Genomic DNA, 22,216 nt, shown 5'->3' with positions numbered 1-22,216 from the left:
TTCGTGCATATCGACCTACCTTTTCTCTATCGCGTCGTCGTGCGGCCCCTGGTCTGGCTGGTGCTGGCCGTCTACTTCCTGTTCGTGGTCGCGCTGGTGGTCGTGCGCTACGCGGTCCTGCCCGCCATCGACCAATACCGGCCCGGCATCGAACGGCTGGCGAGCCGGGCGCTTGGCGCGCCGGTCAGCATCGAAGGGATCGAAGCCGAATGGCGCGGCCTGCATCCCAGCTTCGAACTCTCATCCGTGCGGATCGCCGACGCCTCCGGCCAGCCAGGACTGGACTTGCCGAAGGTCTCGGCCATCCTGTCGTGGCGCAGCCTGCTGGTACTGGAGCCGCGCCTGCTGCGGCTCGAGCTCGATCGGCCCGAGCTCGATGCGCGGCGCGACGAGCAGGGGCGCTATTGGATAGCCGGCTGGTCCTTCGATCCCAAGGCCGGGGGCGGTTCCCATGCCGGGCTCGAGTGGCTGCTGGCCCAGCGCGAAGTGGTGGTGCGGGACGCCGTGGTGCGCTGGCGCGATGCCGCCCGCGCCGCGCCGCCGCTCGAAATCGTCAACGTGGCGTTCGCCATGCAGAATACCGGGCGCCATCACCGGGCGGCCTTGCGCGCCGAACCGCCCGCCCATCTCGGATCCGTGCTGGATCTGCGGGCCGATTTCACGCACAGCTGGTTCACGCTGGGCGTCGCCGATCCCGCGCTGTGGCGAGGCTCGTTGTACGCGGCGATGGAGCGTATCGATTTCGCGGGATGGCGGCCGTGGCTGGACGTGCCCGGCGAGCCGCAGCAAGGTAGCGGCTCGCTGCGCGCCTGGCTGGACTACGACCGTGGCCGCATACGAGCGGGGACCGCCCAGGTCGCGCTGCGCGAGCTGCGCATGCAGCTCGCGCCCGACCTGCCGGCGCTGACCCTTGCGCAGCTGGATGGCCGCGCCGAACTGACGGCAACCCAGGACGGCTACAAGCTGGACGTGACGAAACTGGATGCGCGCACCGACGACGGCCTCGCCTTGCAGCCCCGGCGGCTGGCGGTGCTATGGCGCCCGGCGCGGCACGACGCGCCGGCGTCGACGCAGGTGGACGCGGCCGGTCTCGACCTGGATGCGGGCCTGCGCCTGGCCGACCGGCTGCCCCTGCCCGCGGCCACGCGCCAGTCGCTGTCCGAGCTGCGGCCGGCGGGCCGTATCGACGATTTGCACCTGGCCTGGCAGGGGCCGCCGACCGAGCCTTCCTCCGTATCGGGCCGCGCACGGTTTTCCGGCCTGTCCATGGCCCCGGCGCCCGAGCCAGCGGTCAACGACGGCCATCATCCCCAGCGCCCCGGCTTCTCGAACCTGCAGGGCGTGATCGAGGCCGATGCCCAAGGCGGCCGTATCGAGATCGACGCCCGCGATGCCGTGCTGCGTTTCCCGGGCGTGTTCGCCGACCCCGACCTGCCCATGGATAATGTGAACGCCAAGGCGGCTGCCCGAAAGACCGCCGACGGCGCCTGGACGGTCGACGTCGAGCGCCTGGATTTCGCGGGCCGGGGCGTGCAGGGCAGTTTCAGCGGCAACTGGAGCAGCCATGGCCGTTCGCCCGCGGGAACGCTCGATCTGCGGGGCCGGCTCGAGCGGGCCGACGTGAAGGAGGTCCACCGCTACATCCCCATCGTCGTCGGCGCGAACGTGCGGACCTGGCTGCAGCACGCGCTCGTGGCCGGCCAGGCCCAGGACGTGGACGTGCGCGTGCGCGGCGATCTGGACGGTTTCCCGTACGGCAGCGACAGGTCCGGCGAGTTCAGGGTGGCGGGCAAGGTGAGCGGCGTGACGCTGGACTACCTGCCTGCGCCCCTGGCGCACGGCGACGTCTGGCCGCGCCTGGAGGACATCGCCGGCGAACTGGTGTTCGATCGCGTGTCGATGGCGGTGGACGCGCGATCCGGCCGCGTGCGCGTGGACCGCTCGACCACGGTGGCGATGGGACGCACGCGCGCCGCCATTGCCGATCTCGTGCACGATGCCGTGCTGGACATCGACGGCGAGACGCGCGGCCCCGCGCCGGCCTTCCTGGCCTTCGTCAAGGGATCGCCGGTGGGACGCATGATAGGCGGCGCGCTGGACGAGGCCACCGCCAGCGGCAATTTCGTCGTGCCGATTTCGCTCCGCATCCCGCTGGCGCACCGTGAATCGGAGCAGGAGCACGCCGAAGTGGAGGTCAAGGGCGAGGTCCGGCTGGCCGGCAACGAATTCCGCCTGGCGCCTGCGGCGCCGCCTCTTTCCCGGCTGACCGGAACGGTGGCGTTCGACAACCGCGGCGTGGCCCTGCGCGACGTGACCGGCACCGCGCTCGACGGGCCCGTGCGCCTGTCCGGCGGGCCGCAGCCCGATGGCAGCGACTTGCTGCTGGCCGAGGGCACCGCCGCGGCGTCGGCCTTCAGCCTGTGGTGGAATGCGCCCGGGATGGCTCGGCTTTCGGGACGGACGGCCTACAAGGCATCGGTACGCATCGAGCCGAAGAAGACGCCGGTGCTGCTGGTGGAGTCCGACCTCGTCGGCCTGGCGGCCGACCTGCCCGCGCCGCTGGGCAAGACGGCGCAGGAAGCGCGCCCGTCGCGGCTGGAATGGAGCGGCACGCCGGCCGCGCCGGGCCGGCCCAGGAGCGACTGGTTCGCCGGCAGCGTGGGGCCGGCCGTCAATCTCCACATCGAACGTGATCACGACGACAAAGGCGGAGTACGCGAGGTGCGTGGCGCCATCGGCATCAACCGAGCGGCCACCATCGCCGGTCCGGGGCTGAGCGTGAGCGCCGAGCTGCCGGAACTGGACATCGATTCCCTGCGCAAGGTGGCGGCGGAGTTCCAGCCGTCCTCGGCGCAGGGCACGGGCACGGGCGCAGCCGGCAAAGGCGCCCTCGACGTGCCGCTCAACCGCATCAGTCTCGCCACGCCGGTCCTGCGCGTGCATGGCCGGCAGCTCGACAAGGTGACGCTCTACGCGGCGCGCCAGCAGAACGGCGCGGGCGCCAATTGGCGCGCGGACATCGAATCGGCCCAACTGGCGGGCCGGCTGTCCTGGATGGAGACGCGGGGCGGCGCGGGGCCGCATCGCCTGACCGCGCGGCTGTCGCGGCTGGTGGTCGACAGCGAGGTCGACGACGAAAGCCCCGAGACCCTGGCCGACTCCGGCGCCGACGACGACGCGGAGGTGCCGGAAATCGATCTGGTGGCCGACCATTTCGAACTGTTCGGCAAGCAGCTCGGGCGGCTGGAAGTGCTGGCCCAGAGCTCGAACCGGGGCCGGGAGTGGCGGCTGCGCAAGCTCAACGTGAAGAACCCCGATGCCGAACTGGATGGCTCGGGCGTCTGGAAAGTGGCTGCCGACGGCGCCGCGCGGGGCCGGCGCGCCATGTCCCTCGATGCCGTGCTCAAGCTGGGCGACACGGGCAAGTTCCTCGAGCGCATGGGGGTGCACGGGGCCATGGCCGGCGGCAGCGGCATGCTGTCGGCGCAGGTCTCGTGGCGCGGCCTGCCGTATTCGCTGGACCTGCCCAGCCTTTCCGGCAAGGTGGAGCTGGCCCTGGACAAGGGGCAGTTCCTCAAGGCCGAGCCGGGTATCGCCAAGCTGCTGGGTGTGCTGTCGCTGCAGTCCCTGCCGCGCCGCGTGACGCTGGACTTCCGCGATATCTTCAGCGAAGGCTTCGCCTACGACACCATCCGGGCCCATGCAAGCATTTCCAACGGCGTGGCCCATACCGACGATTTCAAGATGAACGGCGTCAACGCCACGGTGGTCATCGCCGGCGAGACCGACCTGGAGCAAGAAACCCAGAAACTGCAGGTCGTGGTAGTGCCCAAGCTGGACGCCGGCGCCGCTTCGCTGCTGTACGGCCTGGCGGTCAATCCCGCGGTGGGCCTGAGCGTGTTCCTCGCCCAGTTGCTGCTCAAGAATCCGCTTTCCAAGGTCCTGGCCTACCAGTACGAGGTCACCGGCACCTGGGCCGATCCCCAGGTGACCAAGGTCGCCACCACCAAGGGGGATGCGGCCGATTCCCCGGCCGCGCCGTCCGTGCAGGAACCCGCGAATCCCGCGCCCTAGCGTTCTGCGCGACAATAGTCCCATGCCCTGCAACCTGTCTGCCAGGATCCGACGCCCATGACCGAATCCGCCGTCCCCGCAGCCGTTCGCGTGGCTGCTGTCCAGATGGTGTCCACGCCCGACGTGGCGCGCAACCTCGCCGATGCCGAAGCCTTGATCGCCCAGGCGGCAGAGCGGGGCGCGCAGCTGGTGGCCCTGCCCGAGTACTTCTGCTTCATGGGACGCAGCGACCGCGAGAAGGTCGCCATTCGCGAACGGGAAGGGCAGGGGCCGATACAGGAGTTCCTGGCCGCGCAGGCGCGCCGGCATGGCATCTACCTGGCGGGAGGCACCCTGCCGCTGGAATGCCCCGATCCCGACCGGGTGTACAACACGGCGTTCGTCTACGGCCCGGACGGCCGCGCGCTGGCGCGGTACGACAAGATCCACCTCTTCAACTTCCGTCGCGGCGCCGAGTCCTACGACGAGGCCCTGAGCATCCGCCCCGGCACGGCGCCGGTGGGCTTCGACGCGCCCTGGGGACGCGTGGGGCTGTCCACCTGCTATGACCTGCGCTTTCCCGAGCTCTACCGCGCGCTGGGGCAGGTGGACTTGATTTTGGTGCCTGCCGCCTTCACCTATACGACAGGCCAGGCACATTGGGAGATCCTGCTGCGCGCCCGCGCCATCGAGAACCAGTGCTACGTGCTGGCGCCGGCGCAAGGAGGCGTGCATCCCAATGGCCGCCGTACCTGGGGGCATGCGATGCTGATCGATCCCTGGGGCACGACGCAGGCGGTGCTGCCCGAGGGCCCCGGCATCGTCGACGGCATGATCGATCCCGTTCGCATCGCCGACGTGCGCGCAGCGTTGCCGGCGCTGCGCCATCGTGTACTGTAGAGCCTGGGCACCCGCCTTGTTTCGCAACGAATTCCCGTACAGCCATCCATGCAACTCGTAGAACCCAACATCCAGTCCCTGGCCACCGCCAAGTCTTTGCTGCTCGACCCCTGGGGTCTGACCGAGGCCGACCTCTCCCGGGCCCTGGGCGAGATCTTCGCGCACAAGGTGGACTATGCCGACCTGTACTTCCAGTACACCCGCAGCGAGGGCTGGAGCCTGGAAGAAGGCATCGTCAAGACCGGCAGCTTCGCCATCGAGCAGGGCGTGGGCGTGCGCGCCCTGAGCGGCGAGAAAACCGCCTTCGCCTATTCCGACACGCTGTCGCAGGACGCGCTCCTGTCGTCGGCCCGCGCCGTGCGCACGATCGCCCGCCAGGGCGCGGGCAAGGTCAAGGTGGCCAATGGCTATCGCCAGGCGGGAAGCCGTTCGCTCTACCTTCCGCAGGATCCGCTGGCGTCCATGTCGGCGCCGGACAAGGTCGCGCTGCTCGAGCGCGTGGAGCGCATGGCCCGTGCCCGGGACCCCCGCGTGGTGCAGGTCATGGCGGGGCTGGGCGCCGAATACGACGTCGTGCTGGTGGCCGGCAGCGACGGGCGGCTGGCAGCCGACGTGCGGCCGCTGGTGCGCCTGTCGCTCACCGTGATCGCCGAGCAGAACGGCCGTCGCGAAGTCGGCCACGGAGGCGGCGGGGGCCGCACGGGCTTCGATTACTTCACCGATGAACTGCTCGAGCAGTACGTGGAGCGTGCCGTGCACGAGGCCCTGGTCAACCTGGAGGCGCGTCCAGCCCCCGCAGGCGAGATGACCGTGGTGCTCGGCTCGGGCTGGCCCGGCATCCTGCTGCACGAGGCGGTGGGCCATGGCCTCGAGGGCGATTTCAACCGCAAGGGGTCCAGCGTGTTCTCGGGCCGCATCGGCGAACGGGTGGCGTCCAAGGGCGTGACCGTGGTCGACGACGGCACCATCCCCGGTCGACGCGGATCGCTCAACATCGACGACGAAGGCAACGTCTCGCAGCGCAACGTGCTGATCGAGGACGGCATCCTGCGCGGCTACATGCAGGATTCCCTGAACGCCCGGCTCATGAAGACCTCCGTCACCGGCAACGGCCGCCGCGAATCGTTCGCGCACCTGCCCATGCCGCGCATGACCAATACCTACATGCTGGCGGGCGACAAGGACCCCGAGGAAATCGTGCGCTCGGTCAAGCGGGGCCTCTATGCCGTCAATTTCGGCGGCGGGCAGGTGGACATCACCAACGGCAAGTTCGTCTTCTCGACGTCCGAGGCCTACATGATCGAGGACGGCAAGGTCACCTATCCCGTCAAGGGCGCCACGCTGATCGGCAACGGTCCCGATGCGATGAACCGGGTCAGCATGATCGGCAACGACATGCGCCTGGACTCCGGCGTGGGCACCTGCGGCAAGGACGGCCAGAGCGTGCCGGTGGGCGTGGGCCAGCCCACCTTGAAGATGGAAGGGCTGACGGTGGGCGGCACGGCCTGACCGCCGGGCGCCCGCCGCCGCTCAGGCGATGCCCGAGGCCGGCAAGCGTCCCGGCAACTGGTCCGCGGGCCGCTCGCGCAGCATGTCCGTCAGCTCGCGGCGCCGCTTGGCGTAGCCGGGATCGTCGAACAGATTGTCCATCTCGTCCGGATCGTCGGCCAGGCAGTACATCTCGCCGGCGCCCGTCCCCTGTTCCAGCGTAAGCTTCCAGTCGCGCGTGCGCACCGTTCGCAGCTTCAGCTCCACGCCGCAGCGCGAGGCCGCCACGTCCCATTCGCTCAACGCGTAATCGCGGCTTGCCGCGCCGCCTTCCAGCAAGGGACGCAGGCTGCGGCCATGCACGGGACCCAGGGCCTCGGCCCTTGCGTAGTCGTACATCGTCGCCGCGAGGTCCAGCGTGGAAACCGGATCGCGCACCTGGCGACCGGCCGCCACGCCGGGGCCGCGTGCCACCATGGCCACCCGCAGCAGCCCCTCGTACGGCATCGGGCCCTTCAGCATCAGGCCGTGGTCCCCCAGCCATTCTCCGTGATCCGAGGTGAAGACCACCAGCGTGTCGTCGTCCAGGCCGTATTCCCGCAGTGCGTTGAGGATGCGTCCCACCTGGTGGTCGACCAGGGAGATCATGCCGTAGTAATTGGCGATGATGCGCCGCAAGGGTTCGTCCGGCTGGGTAGGGATGCGCGAGAAATTCTGGCGCAGCGCCTGTACCTCGGCGTTGCCCACCGGCTTGCTTTCCATGCTGGCGCGATGCCACCAGGGACGGCGGTCGTAATCGGTGCTGCGATGGCGCGGCAGGTCCACTTCGTCGGGATGATGCAGGCGCGACCACGGCTCGGGGCAATCGAAAGGATGATGGGGATCCGGGAACGAGGCCCACAGGCAGAAGGATTCGCCGCGATGCCTGCGCAGGAAGTCGATGGTGCGGTCGCCTATCCATGTGGAGTTGTGCCATGCCACCGGCAAGCCGGAATTGAACGTTTGCGGCGCGCCGCTGGGCGGGCCGAGATCGGTCTGGTACAGGCGATTGCGCATTTCGCCCAGCCCGTCGCCGTAGTACCAGCGTGAATGATGCAGCCCGCCCGGAAGCGGCGTGGGCAGCCAGTAGTTGTGGCCTTCGACCACGAGTTCCACGTGCCGAAAGCCCATGTAGGGGCCCGACCAATCCTCGCCCATGTCGGCTTCGCTGTATTGACACTCGGGCCGGCCGGTCCGGGCGAAGGTGTGGTGGGTGGAAAAATGCGCCTTGCCGATGAACCCGGTGGCGTATCCGGCCGCCGCCAGGCTGCCGGCAAAGCCGGCTTCGCCCGTCCGCGTGTCCAGGTCGATGCCGTTGTCGCACACGCCATGCGTGAGCGGCAGCAATCCGGTCAGGATCGATGCCCGCGACGGCTGGCAGACCACGTTGGGGGTGATGCAGGCCGAGAAGTGCGTGCCGGTGCGCGCGAGTTCGTCGATATGCGGCGTCTTGACGCGGCGTCCGGCAAAGCCCAGGCAATCGCCGCGATGCTGGTCCGTGGTGATGAGCAGGATGTTGGGCCGTTTCATGGCTTGCCCTGCAGGCTCTTGATCTTGGCGATGACGGGTGCGAGCCGGCGCGTGTCGCCGGCAATGCGGTCGCGCAGCCCCTGCGGACCGCCGTCGCCCGCGGCCAGCCCCTGGGCCTGGAGCTTCTCGCGGACGTGGGCGCTTTGCAGCACGGTTCTTACCGAGGCGTTCAAGGTCTCGATGACCGAGGCTGGAGTGCCGGCGGGCGCGAACAGCCCGAACCAGCTATCGAACGTGAAGCCTTGCACCTTGTCCTTGAGCATGGGGAGCTCGGGCAGGTCGGGAATGGGCGTGGCGGAAGTGTTGGCCAGCCCCTGGACCTTGCCGGTCCTGACCGGCTGGATGGCGGTGCTGGCGGCCAGGAACATCATGTCGACGTGTCCGCCCATGACGTCCACGAAACCTTGCGGCGCCGCCTTGTACGGCACGTGCTTGAAAGAGACTCCGGCTTCCTGGGCGAACAGTTCCATGCCCAGGTGGTGCGTGGATCCTTCGCCGCCGCTGGCATAGGTAATCGTCTCGGGACGGGCGCGGGCCTGGTCGAGCACCTGCTCGACCGATTTGAACGGCGCGGAGGGCGAGGCGACGAGCACGTAGCGCAACGTGGATACCGTGGAGATGGGCTCCAGATCCTTGCGCGGCTGGTACGGCATCCGGTCCATCAGATAGGGAACGGCGATGAACGAGGCGTCGATGCCCAGCAGCAGGGTGTAGCCGTCGGGCGGGGCCTTGATCACCGCCTGGGTGCCGATGATGGTTGCGCCGCCCGGCTTGTTTTCGACGATGACGGGCACGTTCCACGCCTTGCCCAGGCTTTCGGCGACCAGCCGCCCCACCATGTCGGCGGCCCCGCCGGGCACCGAGGGCACGACGAGGGTTACGGGACGATCCGGATAGGCGGCTCGCGCGCCGGGCGCCGCCTGGCCACCACTCAGCCGGCCGTGTCCCGGATGGTGGCCGAACTGGAGGACATGCTTGGCGTCCGGCTGTTCGACCGCACGTCCAAGGGAACTTTTCCCACTGACCATGGCGTCTCGATGATCAGGCATGCCCGCTGGGTCCTGGGCGATCTCGAACGCATGGGGCGGGAATGGTCGGAGCCGGGCGGCCTGGGCATCGAGACCATCGCCATCGGCATCAACTCGTCGTCCGCCGCGTATCTCGTGCCGCATGCGCTGCTGCGGTTCGAACAGCGAGCCGCCGGCGTGAACGTCCTGGTACGCGAAGGATCGATCGAGGCGCTCCTGCCCGACCTCGAAACCCGCAAGCTGGACCTCGTGGTGGCACGGCTGGGCGCACGGGCCGGCGGACAGGAACTCGTGCAGCAGATCCTGTGCGAAGAGCCGATGTGCGTCTGCAGTTCCGCCGATCATCCGCTGGCGGCGCGGCGAAAACTTTCATGGAAGGCGCTCGCGGCTTATCCGTGGATCATGCCGCCGCAGGGCAGTCCGGTGCGCGCCGGCCTGGACATGCTGTTCCAGCGCCAGGGCATTCGTCCATCGTCGCGGATCGAGTCGGCTTCGGTCGTCAACAACATGGTCCTGATGGACAGCAGCCAGGCCTTGTCTGTGGTGCCGCGGTCGGTCGCTGCCTATCATGCTCGCCGCCACCGGCTTTCCATCCTGGAAATGGAACTGCCCCCGGTCTTCGGGCCGATCGGTATCCTTCGCCACCCGAGCCTCGACCCTTCTCCCAACATGCTCGCGCTGATCGACTGCCTGCAGGCCGAGGCGGCCGAGATGTCGCGCCAGCGCTGAGCCGCCTTTCCCTTCCGCCTCGCGCCTGGCCACGGCGCGAGGCCACCCCAACGCTTCCCGTGCTCCGCCCTCCGGCACGCGCGCCGCCGTTACGTGCGCAGAAAACGGTTGACTGCTTTCAATCAAGTATGTAATTTGAGTACCATATTCATATAATCGCCTTTTGTGCGATATATCCGGCTGCCGGCGATACCGCCGTGCCTGCGCTTTCGGGGAGAAACCTATGCGTCTGTACGGATGGTGGGTAGGTGCGTGTGCCGCCTGGGCCTGCGTGGCGGTGTCGGGGCTTGCGGCGGCGGGGGATGCACCCTATCCCGACAAGCCCGTGCGCCTGGTCGTGCCTTATCCGCCCGGCGGCTCGCTCGACATCATCGGTCGGGTGGTGGCGCAGAAGCTGGGCGCCGGGCTGGGCCAGCCCGTGGTGGTCGAGAACCGGTCCGGCGCGTCGGGCGCGATCGGAACCCAGGTCGTCGCCAAGTCCGCCCCGGACGGCTATCTGCTGTTGATGGGATCGCCCACGCCGATTTCCATCCTTCCGAATATCTCGCCCGCCATCCAGTACGACGTGGGGCGAGATCTCGCGCCGGTCGGCCTGGTGGCGACCGGTCCGCACGTGCTGGTGATCAACAGCAAGACGCCGGCAAACAACGTGCGCGAGTTCGTCGCCTTCGCCAAGGCGCAGCGCACACCGGTCAGCTTCGGCACCTTCCTCGGTTCGCCGCAGGATCTGGCCGGCTACATCTTCGCCCGCGATACCGGCCTCCAATTGCAACGGGTGTCCTATCGGGGGAGCGGACCGGCCCTGAACGATCTCGCAAGCGGCGTGATCCAGTTCATGGTGGTGGAGCTGGCCGCGGCGCTGCCGTTTCTGGAAAGCGGCCATCTGCGCGCCATCGGCATCGCCTCGCCGCGGCGCAGCCCGGTCCTGCCCGATCTGCCGACCGTGGCCGAGCAGGGGTTGCCGGGGTTCGAGAGCGGCGGCTGGTTCGGTGTGTTCGCCAAGGCCGGAACGCCGGAGGCCGTGCTCGACCGCCTGGCCGAAGAGGTGCGGCGCGCGGTGTCCGACCCGGAAGTGAAGGCCAAACTCGCCGGCGTAGGGGTAACGGCCACCGGCAGCGGCCGTGCCGAGTTTGCCGCGCACGTCAAAGATGAAAGCCTGAAATGGCGGCGCGCGGTGGCCGAGTTCGGCATCAAGCCGTCCGAGTGAGCCGGCGGCTGTCCGCCATCTATGGAGCCTGTTTCATGTCCGATGTCTACCTGCAGCCCATCGATCATCCCGCGGCGTGGAAAGGCGCCGATCTCGAGCGTGAAGACGATTGGATTCACCACCTGGATGAGCGGGACCTCCAGGAACTGGATGCGGCCTTGCGCAACGTCCGCGCCCTGGAGCTCGACCTCCCGCGCATCGGACGGGAGACGTTTCCGCTGCCCAGGCTGGCGGCCAGGCTCGCGCGGTGGTCCGAGGAGATCGAAAACGGGCGCGGATTCGTCGTGGTCCGGGGTTTTCCGGCGCAGGACTACGCGCCCGAGGACGTCGAGGCGGTCTTCTGGGGCATCGGCACTTACCTGGGCCTGCCCGTCACGCAGAATCCCAGGGGCGAATTGATGGGCCACGTGAAAGACTACGGACGCACATTCGGCAACCTCGACGTGCGCGGCTACGAAACCAACGCGCACCTGCCTTTCCATACCGACGGCTGCGACCTGGTCGGGCTGATGTGCCTGCGCCGCGCCAAGGCCGGCGGCCGGAGCAGCATCGTCAGCGCGCTGGCATTGCACAACGAGATCCGCGAGCGTCATCCGGAATTCCTGCCTGTCCTGTATCGCGGCTTTCACTACATCAAACGCGAGGCCGCCATGACCGACGATCCGGTCACCGCCACGCGCGTTCCCGTATTCGGCCAGCGGGACGGCGTCGTGAGCTGCCGCTACGTCCGGGCGCAGATCGAGGCGGCATGCACTCGAACCGGCACGACGCTGACGGCCCTCGAGCGCGAGGCGCTGGACTGCCTCGATCGCCTGGCCGCCGATCCCCGTTTCCATATCGACATGGACCTGCAGCCCGGGGACATGCAGCTATGCAATAACTACACGATTCTCCACTCCCGCACGCATTTCGAAGACTGGCCCGAACCGGACCGACGGCGACACATGCTGCGCCTGTGGTTGACCTGCCGGCGCAGGCGGCCGCTGGCGGCCGATTTTCCCCAGCACAACGGCTACGGCCTGGGGCAGCTTACCGAGGTGGCTTTCGGCGGATGAACCGCCCAGGCCGTCTTTCCCCCACATTCCCCATGCGGAGCGTGAAATGCGTTCGATCGATGCGGCAAGAAGGCTGTTCGTCACTGTCCTGGCCTCGGCGGGAGCGCTTGCCGCCGGGCCCGTCTCGGGCGCGGAACCCTACCCGGCCCGTCCCATACGCCTGATCGTGCCGTATGCGCCCGGAGGCCCGGTGGATGTCATCGGGCGCCTGGTGGCAAAGTCGATGGGAGAAGCGGTTGGCCAGAACGTCTACGTGGACAATCGCCCCGGCGGATCGGGAACGGTGGGGACCCAGGCGGCCATCCATGCCGCGGCCGACGGCTACACGCTATTGGTCGGATCGACTGCGACGATTTCCATCCTGCCGTCCATGAAGGCCGACGTAGGTTACGATCCGGAGCGCGATCTGGTCCCCATCAGTGTGGTGGCCACCGGCGTCCACATCTTCGCCGTCAATCCCAAGGTGCCGGTGAGCGACATGCCGGGCTTCATCCGCTATGCACGGGAACAGCGGGTGCCGCTGGCGGCCGCTGCCGGCGGGGCGGGGACGCCCGACGACCTGGCACTGCACCTGCTGGAAAAAGAGGCGGGCATTGTCCTCGCCCACGTGCCCTACAAGGGCACGGGACCGGCCATCGCGGACGTGGTGGCCGGCCACGTCCCGGTCGTGGCGGCCGACGTCTCGGCCATCCTGCCGTTCCTGGAGGCCGGCCGGCTCAAGCCGCTCGGCATCGCCGCCTTGCAGCGCAATCCCCTCGTGCCGGCGGTGCCCACGCTGGACGAACAGGGATTGAAGGGCGTGGAAAGCGGCGGCTGGTTCGGGGTATTCGCGCCGGCGGGTACGCCCGCCGCCATCGTCGAGGCGCTCTCCAGCAAGCTCGCCGCCAAGATGTCGCAGCCCGAAGTCCAGGAGCGCATGCGCGCGGCCGGCGTGCTGCCCGTATCCACCGATGCTTCCTCGGCGCGGGAGCGAGTGCGCAAGGAAACGGAAAAGTGGCGCAACCTCATCCGCAGCGGCAACCTGCGCATCGATTGAATCATTGAGGTCCGTCCACGAGGGCGCCGCCGGGTCCCGATCCGCCCGGCGGGCCGCGGCCATCACGCCGCAGGCAGCTCGCGTTCGATGTCCCCGTCGACGAGCACGACGCGGCATCTGGTCACAGGCTGGCGTATGGCCTTGGCCTCCGCGTATTCCGGAGAGTTCCACCACCGCATGGCCTGTTCGACCGAATCGAACTCGGTGACCACCATGCGCCTGACGTTGCCTTCGCCTTCCAACAGCCGGGGATTGCCGCCGCGCACCAGATAGCGTCCGCCGTATTTCTGCTTGGACAGTTCCACCAGCGGCAGGTAGCGCTTCATGGGTTCGGTGTCCAGCCATTCGATTTCACTGATCAGATAGCAGCTCATCAATACCTCGCGATAAATGGGTGTGGTCCGGCGCGGCCGTGGTGCGGACGCAGGCCGGCGCCGGGGAATGCGGTTGGGGAATGCACCATGCCTAGTCGACGCGCTGGCGATCCAGGCTGGGCCAGATGCGCTGCCAGACCGCGCCGAGTATCTCGCCGCAGCTCAATTGCTGGCCACGGGCGATGGTGTTGTGGAGCACGGGTTCATTGAATTCGCCGGAGTTCTTCACCAGCGGCTCGATGCGCGTGTCGTAGTCGGGCATCAGGAAGTACGGCACGGAATAGCGCTCCAGTCCCGACCGGTTGACCACGCGGTGCGGGGTCGCCAGGAAAATGCCGTCGCTCCACAGCTTCATCATTTCCCCCAGGTTGATCACGAAGCTGCCGGGGATGGGCGGGACGGCGATCCAGTCGCCGCTGCGGCCGAGGATCTCCAGTCCGCCCACATCGTCCTGCGAAAGAATGGTGAAAGCGCCGTTGTCGGTGTGAGGGCGAACGCCGATGTGTTCGCCCGAGTCCGTCGGCTGCTGGGGGGGATAGTGCAGCAGGCGGATCATGGTCATGGGGTCGTTGAAGTAGCGGCGCAGCCCGCCTTCCGGCAGGCCCAGCCCTTGCTCGAACAGTCCCAGCATGCGGTAGGCCAGTGCGTCGACCTGCTCGTAGTAGCGCAACAGCGCATCGCGAAAGCCCGGCAGATCGCCGGGCCACTGGTTCGGTCCGCGCAGCGGCTTGGCATCGGCGACGGAAGGATGGGCCGCATCGCGTTCGAGATAGAAATGGAAGGCTTCGTGGATATTGCCTTTCAGCGAGGGGTCGTCGCCGAGCGTCTTCATCGGCAGGTAGCCGCGGTAGTCGCGCGAGTTCGCCATGGCGATCGCCTGTTTGCGCTCGGCAGGCTGCGCGAAGAAGCGCCGGGCGGCCTCGAACGGCGCCTGCATGTCGGACGGCGTCAAGCCATGGTTGACGACATAGAAGAAGCCGATGTCCCGGCAGACCTCGGCCATGTGCGCGGCCAGGCGGGCCTTTTCCTGCGGCGTGCCGTCGTGCATGGGGGCCAGGTCGACCACGGGCACTTCCGCCGTGGATATCTGCTTGGATAGAGGTAAGGCCATGGATGTCTCCCAGTGGAGTGAAGCCGCTTGGGCAATGAGGATGCGCGGAGTCCTAGTCCGCCCGGGCGCCGGACAGCCGGATTCGCTGCGCCCATTGCGCCAGTTCGCCGCGGATGAATCGTTCGAATTCCTCAGGCGTCGAGCCGCGGATGTGGAAGCCGGCATCGAGGAATTGCTTGCGCAGGGCGGGGTCGTCCAAGGCCTTGAGGGTTTCACGGCTCAAGCGCCGGACGACCGCGTCGGGCGTGCCGGCAGGTGCCAGCAGCCCGTACCACGGTTCGATCTCTATGCCGGGAAATCCCGACTCCGCCAAGGTCGGCACGTCGGGGAGGTCTTCCGACCGCTGCCCGCCGTCCACGGCCAAGGCCTTGAGCTTGCCCGCGCGCAGCAAGGGCAGCGAGCTCGGCAGCCCGACGTACATGATGTCCACTTCGCCGCGCATCAAGTCCAGCAGCGCCGGCGCGACGCCCTTGTAGGGGACGTGCGTCATGCGGGTATGCGAGGCGAGCTGCAGCAATTCGCCGGCGACGTGGGCTCCGCTGCCGTTGCCCAGCGAGGCGAACCGTATTGCCTCGGGCCGGGTGCGCGCGCGTTCCACCAATTGTGCAACCGTGGCAAAGGGCGCATCGGGCGATGCCACGAGGCTGTTCCGCTGGTAGGCGATCTGGCCGATGGGGCGGAAATCCTTGATGGCGTCGTAGCCGGTCGACTTGTAGAGCGCGGGATTGCCGCCGTGCGTGTTGTTGGTGCCGAGCAGCAGCGTATAGCCGTCGGGCCGGGCGCGGGCGACGTGGGCCGCGCCGATGTTGCCCGTCGCACCGGGGCGATTCTCCACCGCCACCGGCTGGCCGAGCGACTCGGACAGCTTCGTGCTCAGCACGCGGGCGATGAGGTCGGTAGGGCCGCCGGCGGGAAAGGGCACGACCAGGGTCAAGGGCCGGGCGGGATAAGAGGCCTGCGCCGGCGCCCATCCAGGCAGCATGCCGGCCGTGGCCAGCAGAAAGCATCCCGCGCGGACAATCGAGACCATGGATCCATCCTTCTGAAAACCTGTTCGCCTGATGGGCAGCCGCTTGCTATTCTTTTTATGGTACTTTAAAACCATACTTTTGTGCACTATTTTTTCTGGGCCGGCGATATCCGTTTGAAGGAGCGCGAACGAGCGGCGTTGACATCCGCCGCCCTCCAATTTATGATTCGATAACTAAAATATCGTACTTGAATAAATTATTTTTGTGCATTAATCTAGATCGAAACTTCCACGCGGACGTATCATGAAAGCTTGGCGCCTCGTTCTTTCCACGATCTTTATGGCGGCCCTGACGCCGGTCTCGCTCGCTGCCGAACCGGCGTATCCGGCGGCGCCCGTCAAACTGGTGGTGCCGTTCCCGCCCGGCGGGCCGGTCGATTCGGTAGGGCGGCTGTTGGCGAACAAGCTGGGCAGCGAACTGGGGCAGCCGGTCTACGTCGACAACAAGGGAGGAGCGGGAGGCGCTATCGGGGCGCAAGCCGTGGCGTCTTCCGCGCCCAACGGCTACACCTTGCTGCTGGGGTCCACCGCGACCATTTCCATCCTGCCGCTGATCAATGCCAGCGTCCGCTACGATGCCGACGGCGACTTCACGCCGGTCGCAATCGCCGCGACGGGCGTGCAGATATTCGTCGTGAACACGAAGGTGCCCGCGTCCAATATCCCGGAGCTGATCGCCTATGCGCGCCGGAAGAAGGAGCCCGTCACCGCCGCCACCGGCGGCAGCGCCAATCCTTTCTTCATCGCCATGTTCGAACGCGAGGCCGGCATCCGATTCCTGCACGTACCCTACAAGGGGACCGGCCCCAGCCTGGCCGACGTCGCGGCCGGGCATGTCGAGTTCACGGTCGCGGATACCTCGGCCGTGCTGCCGCTGCTCAAGGCCGGACAGGTCAAGGCACTGGGCATTTCCTCGCTGCAACGCAGCCCGTTGGCGCCCGAGGTTCCCACCATCGCCGAGCAGGGGCTGCCGGGCTTCGAGGCTGGCGGCTGGTTCGGGGTATTCGTGCCCAAGGGCGTGCCCGCGAACGTGTATGCGCGCTTGCAGGCGGCGCTGGAGAAGGTCGCGCGCGACGCGGATACCAATGCGCAGTTGCAACAGCTGGGGCTGGCGCCTTCGTGGAGCGTGGGCGAAGCGGCGGTGCGCAACGTACGCAAGGAGAACGCCAAATTCAGGACCCTGGCCGGCGCCATGGATCTGAAGCCTCAATGACGACCGTCGGCCGCTTGGGAGCCCTGGCATGAACCTGGAGAACAGCATCGCCCCGCGGTTGCGCGAGGGCCGGCACGTACACGGCATATCCGTGGGCACGCCGCAGCCCGCGCTGATCCAGATGTGCGGCTATGCCGGCTACGATTTCGTCGTCATCGACAACGAGCATGGCCCCGCCAGCGTGGAAACCGTCGGCGAGGCGATCCGCGCCGCGCATGGCGTCGGCCTCGCGCCGATCGTCCGCACGTTCGAACGGGACATTCCCCGCCTGCTGGACGCCGGGGCCTGCGGCATCCAGGTGCCGCTCGTCGAAACCGCCGACCAGGCGCGGCGCATCGTGCAGGCCTGCCGCTATCCTCCGGCCGGGTCGCGCTCGGTGGCGTTTTCGACGCCCGCGGCCCGCTATGGATTCGCCGGCGGCCCCGCGCACGTCGAGGCATCGGATCGGGCGATCGCCGTCATCCTGATGATCGAGACCGCCGCCGCGATGGCCAATCTAGACGACATCCTCGCCGTGCCTGGCGTGGACGCGGTGTGCGTGGGGCCAACCGACCTGTCCTATTCGCTGGGCTTGTCCGGCGAAGGCAAGCACCCGGCGGTGCGCGCGGCGGTTGCCGAATGCGTGGCCGCCTGCAAGCGCGCCGGCGTGGCAGTCGGGGCCAACGCGTTTTCCGGCGACGATTGCCGGGAACATGTGGCCATGGGCATGACCTATCACACGATGATGCTCACCTTTCTGCTTGGCGCCGCATTGCGCGGCGGCCTTGCTTCCATGCGGACGGCCGCCGCCGGCTAGGACCGGTGGCGTACCGTCCGGCGAACAGCTGGAGAACGAGGAGAACGACGCATATGTCTGCGGTCTACATGGATGCCATCACATCGCCGGATGCCTGGATCGGCGCCGAACTCGGCGCGCGGCGGGATTGGATGGAGGCCTTCACCGACGACGAGCTGGAGGAGATCGAGCGCGCATTGCGCGCTGCGCAGGCGCGCGGGCTGGAACTGCCGCAGGTCGACCGCGAGACTTTCCCGTTGCCGCGCGTGGCGGCCAAGCTCGAACGCTGCGCCCGCGAGATCGAACGCGGCCGGGGCTTTGCGGTGCTGACCGGGTTTCCCGCCGAGCGCTATACCGATGAAGAGGCGGGCATGGTCTTCTGGGGACTCGGGGCGTATCTGGGCATGGCCGTCATGCAGAACCCGCGCGGCGAACTGCTGGGCCACGTCAAGGACTACGGGCGCCAGTTCGGCAAGATCGACGTGCGCGGCTACGAAACCAACGCGCACTTGCCCTTCCATTCCGACGGCTGCGACGAGGTCGGGCTCATGTGCCTGCGGCGCGCCAAGTCCGGCGGCGCAAGCAGCATCGTCAGCGCGCTGACGCTGCACAACGAGATCCGGCGCCGCCATCCCGAGTACCTGGCGCCGTTGTACCGGGGGTTCCATTACATCCGGCGCGAGGCCGCCCTGAGCGATGCGCCCGTCACGCCGCATCGCGTGCCGGTATTCGGACAGGTGGACGGCCTGGTCAGCTGCCGGTATGTGCGTGCCCAGATCGAAGCGGGCGCCGCGAAACTCGGGCAGCCCCTCGCCGCGCTCGAGGTGGAAGCGCTGGATTGCCTGGACGAGCTGGCGCGCGATCCGCGGCTGCATCTCGACATGGACCTGAACCCGGGCGATATCCAGCTGTGCAACAACTACACGATGCTGCATTCGCGCACGGACTTCGAGGATTGGCCCGAGCCGGGGCGCGAGCGCCACATGCTGCGGCTTTGGCTCACGTGCCGCGAGCGCCGGCGTCTGCCGCCCGACTTTCCCCAGCTCAACGGCTATGGGCTGGCGCGCCTGCCGAGTTGAATCCGGCGCCGGGCCCGCGCATTACTGCGGGGAGGAGGGCGCTGTCTCCGCCTGACCGCCGCGCGGGAACTGCATCAGCAGGACCTGGGCCCCGGCGGCGCCGGCCCGCATGGCGACGCTTTCATCGCCGGGATGGACGAAGATCGTCGAGTGGCGTCCCAGGGGTTCATCGAGCAGAAGTTCACCGTCCATGACCAGCAGGAACTGGCCGCCGCCCTGCGCAGGGTCGGGGGCCAAGGCCGTCATGGACGGACCGAGCCGCCACGCGAGGGCCAGGACGCCATCGTCGTGCGCGGGAAACAGCGTATCGATCCGGGGCTGCTCCAGCCGCGCCAGCTCCTCGGCGCCCAGCGTGGGAATGTCGCATTTCAGCAGGAACCGGCGCTTGGACGGCCGCATCCGCTCCCTGGCCCCCGGCTGGCCCATGTATTGCGGGCCCGGGTCGGCCTCGGCGCGCAGCGTCATGTAGTGCATGGCGCTCTCGCCGGCGACCAGGGGACCATAGCCGGTGTAGCGGTCGGTGTAGTGCACCGAGTAGGTCGAGACTTCCCGCCGGCCTATGCGCCCCTCGCCATGAAGAATCACCTGGTACTGGTCCACGGTGTGGTAGTGGGCGCCAAATTCCTGCCCCGGCGTCATCTCGATGGTGAACGCCTGGGGCTGCCCGGCGCCGCCGCGGCCTGGCCGGCTTCCGATGTACTCGATGCGGCTCGGGGGAATGATGCCGTCCGCGGCCAGTACCGCCGATCGCTGCCTGGCAGCGGTGTCCGATATGGCGATGATCATCGTGTCGAGCTCCCGGGGGAATGGGCCGTATTGATTTACTGAAGTGAGTTATTCAAGATATTTACTTGAACCATGATTGTCAATCATCGACTATGCCAATGAATAAAAAATAACTTGAGTCATATATTTAGATAAGTAGCTTTGGCCGCCGGCCAGGAGAGGGGAAATGCCCATGCATCGCGATACGGGAGTGCCTCATGCCGTTCGTTCCAGCCCCGGCGCTTCCGCCGTCGCCGGCTGCGTGGGCGCCGGCCTCGTCTTGATGGCCGCGGGCATGCCAGGCGCCGCCCAGGAGCGCTATCCATCGCGTCCCGTCACCATCGTGGTTCCCTATGCGGCGGGTGGCGGGGTCGATCCGGTCGCGCGGCTCGTCGCGCGCAAGCTGGAGGAACGGTTGAAACAGCCGGTCGTCGTGCTGAATCGCGCCGGGGCGGCGGGCATGATCGGCTCCAGCCAGGTCGCGCGTGCCAAGCCGGACGGCTATACCCTCTTGTGGGCAGGGACCGCGCTGCCGGTGTACCCCAGCATCTTCAAGACCGTGCCCTTCGATCCGATGAACGATTTCGCGCCGATTTCGCTCATCGCCAAGGCGCCTTTCGTCATGGTGGTGCATCCCGGCGTGCCTGCCGATTCGCTCGCGGCGTTCAAGGCTTATGCGAAGAGCCGGCCTCCGGGAAGCCTGAACTATTCGTCGGTGGGCCAGGGAACCGTCAATCACCTGTTCGCCGAGCTGGTGCAGACCACCATGGGATTGAAGCTGGTCCACGTTCCTTATGGTGGCGGTGCGCCGGCCATGCTGTCCACGATTTCGAACGAGACGCAAATGAGCGTGGCCAGTGTCGTTCCGGTCCTGCCCCACGTCCGGGAAGGGCGGCTGCGCGCGATCGGCATCGCGGCAAGCCGCCGTTCGCCCCTGCTTCCCGACGTGCCGACCTTCAGGGAGCAGGGGGTGGATCTGGAGAGCGGACTGTGGCATGGCCTGGCCGCGCCCAAGGGAACGCCGGCCGAGGTGGTGGCGCGCTTGAATGGCGAGGTGCGTGCGCTATTGCGCGACGAAGAGGTGGCCAGGCTCCTCGTAGCCGAAGGCGCCGAGCCGGTCGGCACCAGTCCGGAGGAGTTCGCCGGCATGCTGAAGGGGGCCGTGAGCAGCTGGCGGCGAATTGCCGAGACCGCCGGCATCTTCCCCGAACGACCGCCGCCGACGGCGCAGTGTCCGTTCCAAGTAAGTGTTTTTGATACACTACTAAAGGCAAATTTCTTGCCCGGCTGCCGCATCCCGCCATGCGCGCGGCAGGAAAGAATCAAGAGGACGACACATGGCCGGAAAGCGCGTCAGCCCGGAAAAAAGCGGTTTGCGATTCGTCAAGTGGGTCGACACGAACCACGGTTTCCACTCTTACGAGTTCCACGATTACATGCAGAACGTGGCGTCCGCCAGGTACGTCATACGGCGGGTCCAGCGCATCATCGACGACTGCGTGCGCAAGCACGGGCTCGAGCCGCTGGAACAGCAGGCGCTAGTGCAGATCTATGGCTCGCCCGACCAGCGCCTGCCCATCGGGCAGGTGGCCGAACGCCTCGACATTTCGTCGTCCGCGCTGGCGTCCAGGCTCGTCACCAAGCTCGAGGACAGCGGCTACGTCCGCCGCGTGCCGTCGGAAGAAGACCGTCGCGCCACCTGGGCTTGCGTGACGCCGGCGGGTGTGGAGATCCTGCACGCCATCGTCGAAGACTTGCACAGGGAAGTGCAGTACTTCCACGGCAAGCTGTCGGAAACGGACCAGCGCGCGGCCATGGAAATCTTCGCCTTCTACGCCGGGTTCGGGCTGGCGCTGAACTGAACGGCCGTTTCAGCCGCCCACGGCATAGCGCGTCTGCGCGCTCAGCGCCGCATCGAGGCGGCTGGCATGAGGCACGGCGCGGATCTGCCGCGTATAGCGCTTGCACACTGCCACCAGGTCCGCCTTGGATCCCGACAGCCGTCCGGCCATTTCCCTGGCCGTGGACAGCAATTGGCCGGCGGGCAGGGTCCGCGAGGCGATGCCCATGGCGAGCGCCTCCGGGGCCGCCACCGTGCGGCCGGTCAGCACCATTTCCATCAGATGCTTGGGATGCATGTGGTCGACCAGTTCGCTCAGCACGAACATGGGCGGGATGCCGTGCGGGATTTCGTCGAGCGTGAAACTCGCGTCGTCGGATGCCAGGCATACGTCCGTGCGCAGGGCCATGCCCACGCCGAATCCCGCCGCCCGTCCCTGCACGGCGGAGATCGTGAGGCCGGGAAACTCCGACAAGGCGCGGTAGAAGGCGGCGACCGGCCTGAACGCGTCGAAAGGGGGGATCGGGGCGGCCTGCTCGGCCCGTTCCCGGCCCAGGCAGAAATCCGGTCCCGCCGCCGACAGGAGGAGGACGCCCGCGCGTCCGCGTTCGCTGTCGAGCAGGGCCGTCATGGCAGCCAGCGCTTCCAGCGCGACCCGGTTGCCCGCCTGCGGCCTGTCCAGTCGCAGATGTCCCCATCCGTCTTCGGTGGAGTACGTAAAGCCGGAGCCGGCGGCATTGGCGTGCGCATTCGACATGGAAAGTCCTGTATGGCGGCGTGTCCGCCGTGAACGGTGGAAGGTAGTATCAATACTCAAGTATGTGATGCAGGATAAGTAAATGGACGGCGCCCGTCAACAGGCGGATGCGTCGCCACCGCCTCTCCCCGAGTGGGGCGGCCGGCCGGTTCTGCTATATCATGCACGGAGTGTTTACATACAACGGTGTTTGTATATGCCTTTGCG

At 67.6% G+C, this 22,216-nt stretch carries 18 protein-coding genes and 1 pseudogene; 12 read left to right on the top strand and 7 right to left on the bottom strand.

Annotation, left to right across the window (positions count from 1 at the left end):
* The first annotated feature begins 3 nt into the window (after nucleotides 1–3).
* The 3 genes from CDO44_RS19520 to tldD are packed head-to-tail and all read left to right on the top strand — an operon-like array spanning nucleotide 4 to nucleotide 6,462.
* Entirely contained in the window at nucleotides 4–4,074 is a 4,071-nt protein-coding gene (locus CDO44_RS19520) for a YhdP family protein (RefSeq protein ID WP_158213349.1), read from the top strand.
* Between the two features lie 57 nt (nucleotides 4,075–4,131).
* On the top strand, nucleotides 4,132–4,953 hold the full coding sequence (locus CDO44_RS19515; protein WP_087781949.1) for a carbon-nitrogen hydrolase family protein: 822 nt from the start codon (nucleotides 4,132–4,134) through the stop codon (nucleotides 4,951–4,953).
* A 48-nt stretch (nucleotides 4,954–5,001) separates the two neighbouring features.
* Nucleotides 5,002–6,462 carry a metalloprotease TldD gene (gene tldD / locus CDO44_RS19510; protein ID WP_087781948.1) on the top strand — a complete coding sequence of 487 codons (1,461 nt, stop codon included), beginning with the start codon at nucleotides 5,002–5,004 and terminating at the stop codon, nucleotides 6,460–6,462.
* Nucleotides 6,463–6,483: 21 nt separating this feature from the next.
* Here tldD and CDO44_RS19505 read toward each other — a convergent pair whose 3' ends face one another.
* Nucleotides 6,484–8,010, bottom strand: a complete 1,527-nt coding sequence (locus CDO44_RS19505; RefSeq protein WP_087781947.1) for a sulfatase-like hydrolase/transferase — start codon at nucleotides 8,008–8,010, stop codon at nucleotides 6,484–6,486.
* Nucleotides 8,007–9,059, bottom strand: coding sequence for a tripartite tricarboxylate transporter substrate binding protein (locus tag CDO44_RS28150; protein WP_233146278.1), 1,053 nt, complete (start codon nucleotides 9,057–9,059; stop codon nucleotides 8,007–8,009). Before CDO44_RS28150 ends, CDO44_RS19505 begins: the two co-directional genes overlap by 4 nt.
* On the opposite strand from CDO44_RS28150, the gene CDO44_RS19495 reads away from it, so the two are divergent.
* The 4 genes from CDO44_RS19495 (at nucleotide 8,961) to CDO44_RS19480 (ending at nucleotide 13,065) form a co-directional block, all read left to right on the top strand.
* Entirely contained in the window at nucleotides 8,961–9,767 is an 807-nt protein-coding gene (locus CDO44_RS19495; protein WP_233146277.1) for a LysR family transcriptional regulator, read from the top strand. The genes CDO44_RS28150 and CDO44_RS19495 overlap by 99 nt on opposite strands.
* A gap of 223 nt (nucleotides 9,768–9,990) precedes the next feature.
* A complete protein-coding gene (locus tag CDO44_RS19490; protein ID WP_087781945.1) occupies nucleotides 9,991–10,974 on the top strand; it encodes a tripartite tricarboxylate transporter substrate binding protein in 984 nt (327 codons plus the stop codon).
* A gap of 35 nt (nucleotides 10,975–11,009) precedes the next feature.
* Nucleotides 11,010–12,029 carry a TauD/TfdA family dioxygenase gene (locus CDO44_RS19485; RefSeq protein ID WP_158213348.1) on the top strand — a complete coding sequence of 340 codons (1,020 nt, stop codon included), beginning with the start codon at nucleotides 11,010–11,012 and terminating at the stop codon, nucleotides 12,027–12,029.
* A gap of 46 nt (nucleotides 12,030–12,075) precedes the next feature.
* On the top strand, nucleotides 12,076–13,065 hold the full coding sequence (locus CDO44_RS19480; protein ID WP_087781943.1) for a tripartite tricarboxylate transporter substrate binding protein: 990 nt from the start codon (nucleotides 12,076–12,078) through the stop codon (nucleotides 13,063–13,065).
* Between the two features lie 62 nt (nucleotides 13,066–13,127).
* Here CDO44_RS19480 and CDO44_RS19475 read toward each other — a convergent pair whose 3' ends face one another.
* The 3 genes from CDO44_RS19475 to CDO44_RS19465 all read right to left on the bottom strand — a co-directional run bounded on the left by CDO44_RS19475 (nucleotide 13,128) and on the right by CDO44_RS19465 (nucleotide 15,580).
* Nucleotides 13,128–13,439, bottom strand: a complete 312-nt coding sequence (locus CDO44_RS19475) for a DUF1330 domain-containing protein (RefSeq protein WP_087781942.1) — start codon at nucleotides 13,437–13,439, stop codon at nucleotides 13,128–13,130.
* A gap of 91 nt (nucleotides 13,440–13,530) precedes the next feature.
* Nucleotides 13,531–14,550, bottom strand: a complete 1,020-nt coding sequence (locus tag CDO44_RS19470; protein ID WP_158213347.1) for an isopenicillin N synthase family oxygenase — start codon at nucleotides 14,548–14,550, stop codon at nucleotides 13,531–13,533.
* 52 nt (nucleotides 14,551–14,602) lie between these two features.
* Nucleotides 14,603–15,580, bottom strand: coding sequence for a tripartite tricarboxylate transporter substrate binding protein (locus CDO44_RS19465; protein ID WP_158213346.1), 978 nt, complete (start codon nucleotides 15,578–15,580; stop codon nucleotides 14,603–14,605).
* Nucleotides 15,581–15,824: 244 nt separating this feature from the next.
* Here CDO44_RS19465 and CDO44_RS19460 point away from each other — a divergent pair, with 244 nt between their 5' ends.
* The 3 genes from CDO44_RS19460 to CDO44_RS19450 are packed head-to-tail and all read left to right on the top strand — an operon-like array spanning nucleotide 15,825 to nucleotide 18,647.
* The gene (locus tag CDO44_RS19460; RefSeq protein ID WP_087781939.1) at nucleotides 15,825–16,793 is read left to right on the top strand and encodes a tripartite tricarboxylate transporter substrate binding protein; all 969 of its coding nucleotides are present in this window, start codon (nucleotides 15,825–15,827) and stop codon (nucleotides 16,791–16,793) included.
* Nucleotides 16,794–16,821: 28 nt separating this feature from the next.
* Nucleotides 16,822–17,589, top strand: coding sequence for an HpcH/HpaI aldolase/citrate lyase family protein (locus tag CDO44_RS19455; RefSeq protein WP_087781938.1), 768 nt, complete (start codon nucleotides 16,822–16,824; stop codon nucleotides 17,587–17,589).
* A 53-nt stretch (nucleotides 17,590–17,642) separates the two neighbouring features.
* Nucleotides 17,643–18,647 (top strand): TauD/TfdA family dioxygenase, encoded by a 1,005-nt coding sequence (locus tag CDO44_RS19450; protein ID WP_158213345.1) that lies wholly within the window; start codon nucleotides 17,643–17,645, stop codon nucleotides 18,645–18,647.
* Nucleotides 18,648–18,668: 21 nt separating this feature from the next.
* Here the strand turns inward: CDO44_RS19450 and CDO44_RS19445 are convergent, their stop codons facing one another.
* The gene (locus CDO44_RS19445; RefSeq protein ID WP_087781936.1) at nucleotides 18,669–19,433 is read right to left on the bottom strand and encodes a hypothetical protein; all 765 of its coding nucleotides are present in this window, start codon (nucleotides 19,431–19,433) and stop codon (nucleotides 18,669–18,671) included.
* A gap of 166 nt (nucleotides 19,434–19,599) precedes the next feature.
* Here CDO44_RS19445 and CDO44_RS28410 point away from each other — a divergent pair.
* Together CDO44_RS28410 and CDO44_RS19435 are read left to right on the top strand one after the other, a co-directional pair.
* Nucleotides 19,600–20,598 (top strand): annotated as a pseudogene (locus CDO44_RS28410) (Bug family tripartite tricarboxylate transporter substrate binding protein); the annotation flags it as partial.
* Nucleotides 20,599–20,749: 151 nt separating this feature from the next.
* Complete coding sequence (locus tag CDO44_RS19435) at nucleotides 20,750–21,274, top strand: MarR family winged helix-turn-helix transcriptional regulator (protein ID WP_087781935.1); 525 nt, start codon at nucleotides 20,750–20,752, stop codon at nucleotides 21,272–21,274.
* Nucleotides 21,275–21,283: 9 nt separating this feature from the next.
* On the opposite strand, the gene CDO44_RS19430 is transcribed toward CDO44_RS19435, so the two are convergent.
* Nucleotides 21,284–22,009, bottom strand: a complete 726-nt coding sequence (locus CDO44_RS19430) for an enoyl-CoA hydratase/isomerase family protein (RefSeq protein WP_087781934.1) — start codon at nucleotides 22,007–22,009, stop codon at nucleotides 21,284–21,286.
* Nucleotides 22,010–22,216: the final 207 nt, after the last annotated feature.

Source organism: Pigmentiphaga sp. NML080357 (genome assembly GCF_002188465.1).
Taxonomy (GTDB): domain Bacteria; phylum Pseudomonadota; class Gammaproteobacteria; order Burkholderiales; family Burkholderiaceae_B; genus Pigmentiphaga.
This window is presented reverse-complemented; position numbering and strand designations above follow the sequence as displayed.

What these genes read in the sequence shown, in the direction of transcription:
- CDO44_RS19515 (WP_087781949.1), top strand. Translation starts at nt 4,132, where the DNA reads ATGACCGAATCCGCCGTCCCCGCAGCCGTTCGCGTGGCTGCTGTCCAG.
- tldD (WP_087781948.1), top strand. Translation starts at nt 5,002, where the DNA reads ATGCAACTCGTAGAACCCAACATCCAGTCCCTGGCCACCGCCAAGTCT.
- CDO44_RS19505 (WP_087781947.1), bottom strand. Translation starts at nt 8,010, where the DNA reads ATGAAACGGCCCAACATCCTGCTCATCACCACGGACCAGCATCGCGGC.
- CDO44_RS19495 (WP_233146277.1), top strand. Translation starts at nt 8,961, where the DNA reads ATGGTGGCCGAACTGGAGGACATGCTTGGCGTCCGGCTGTTCGACCGC.
- CDO44_RS28150 (WP_233146278.1), bottom strand. Translation starts at nt 9,059, where the DNA reads ATGCCTGATCATCGAGACGCCATGGTCAGTGGGAAAAGTTCCCTTGGA.
- CDO44_RS19490 (WP_087781945.1), top strand. Translation starts at nt 9,991, where the DNA reads ATGCGTCTGTACGGATGGTGGGTAGGTGCGTGTGCCGCCTGGGCCTGC.
- CDO44_RS19485 (WP_158213348.1), top strand. Translation starts at nt 11,010, where the DNA reads ATGTCCGATGTCTACCTGCAGCCCATCGATCATCCCGCGGCGTGGAAA.
- CDO44_RS19480 (WP_087781943.1), top strand. Translation starts at nt 12,076, where the DNA reads ATGCGTTCGATCGATGCGGCAAGAAGGCTGTTCGTCACTGTCCTGGCC.
- CDO44_RS19475 (WP_087781942.1), bottom strand. Translation starts at nt 13,439, where the DNA reads ATGAGCTGCTATCTGATCAGTGAAATCGAATGGCTGGACACCGAACCC.
- CDO44_RS19470 (WP_158213347.1), bottom strand. Translation starts at nt 14,550, where the DNA reads ATGGCCTTACCTCTATCCAAGCAGATATCCACGGCGGAAGTGCCCGTG.
- CDO44_RS19465 (WP_158213346.1), bottom strand. Translation starts at nt 15,580, where the DNA reads ATGGTCTCGATTGTCCGCGCGGGATGCTTTCTGCTGGCCACGGCCGGC.
- CDO44_RS19460 (WP_087781939.1), top strand. Translation starts at nt 15,825, where the DNA reads ATGAAAGCTTGGCGCCTCGTTCTTTCCACGATCTTTATGGCGGCCCTG.
- CDO44_RS19455 (WP_087781938.1), top strand. Translation starts at nt 16,822, where the DNA reads ATGAACCTGGAGAACAGCATCGCCCCGCGGTTGCGCGAGGGCCGGCAC.
- CDO44_RS19450 (WP_158213345.1), top strand. Translation starts at nt 17,643, where the DNA reads ATGTCTGCGGTCTACATGGATGCCATCACATCGCCGGATGCCTGGATC.
- CDO44_RS19445 (WP_087781936.1), bottom strand. Translation starts at nt 19,433, where the DNA reads ATGATCATCGCCATATCGGACACCGCTGCCAGGCAGCGATCGGCGGTA.
- CDO44_RS19435 (WP_087781935.1), top strand. Translation starts at nt 20,750, where the DNA reads ATGGCCGGAAAGCGCGTCAGCCCGGAAAAAAGCGGTTTGCGATTCGTC.
- CDO44_RS19430 (WP_087781934.1), bottom strand. Translation starts at nt 22,009, where the DNA reads ATGTCGAATGCGCACGCCAATGCCGCCGGCTCCGGCTTTACGTACTCC.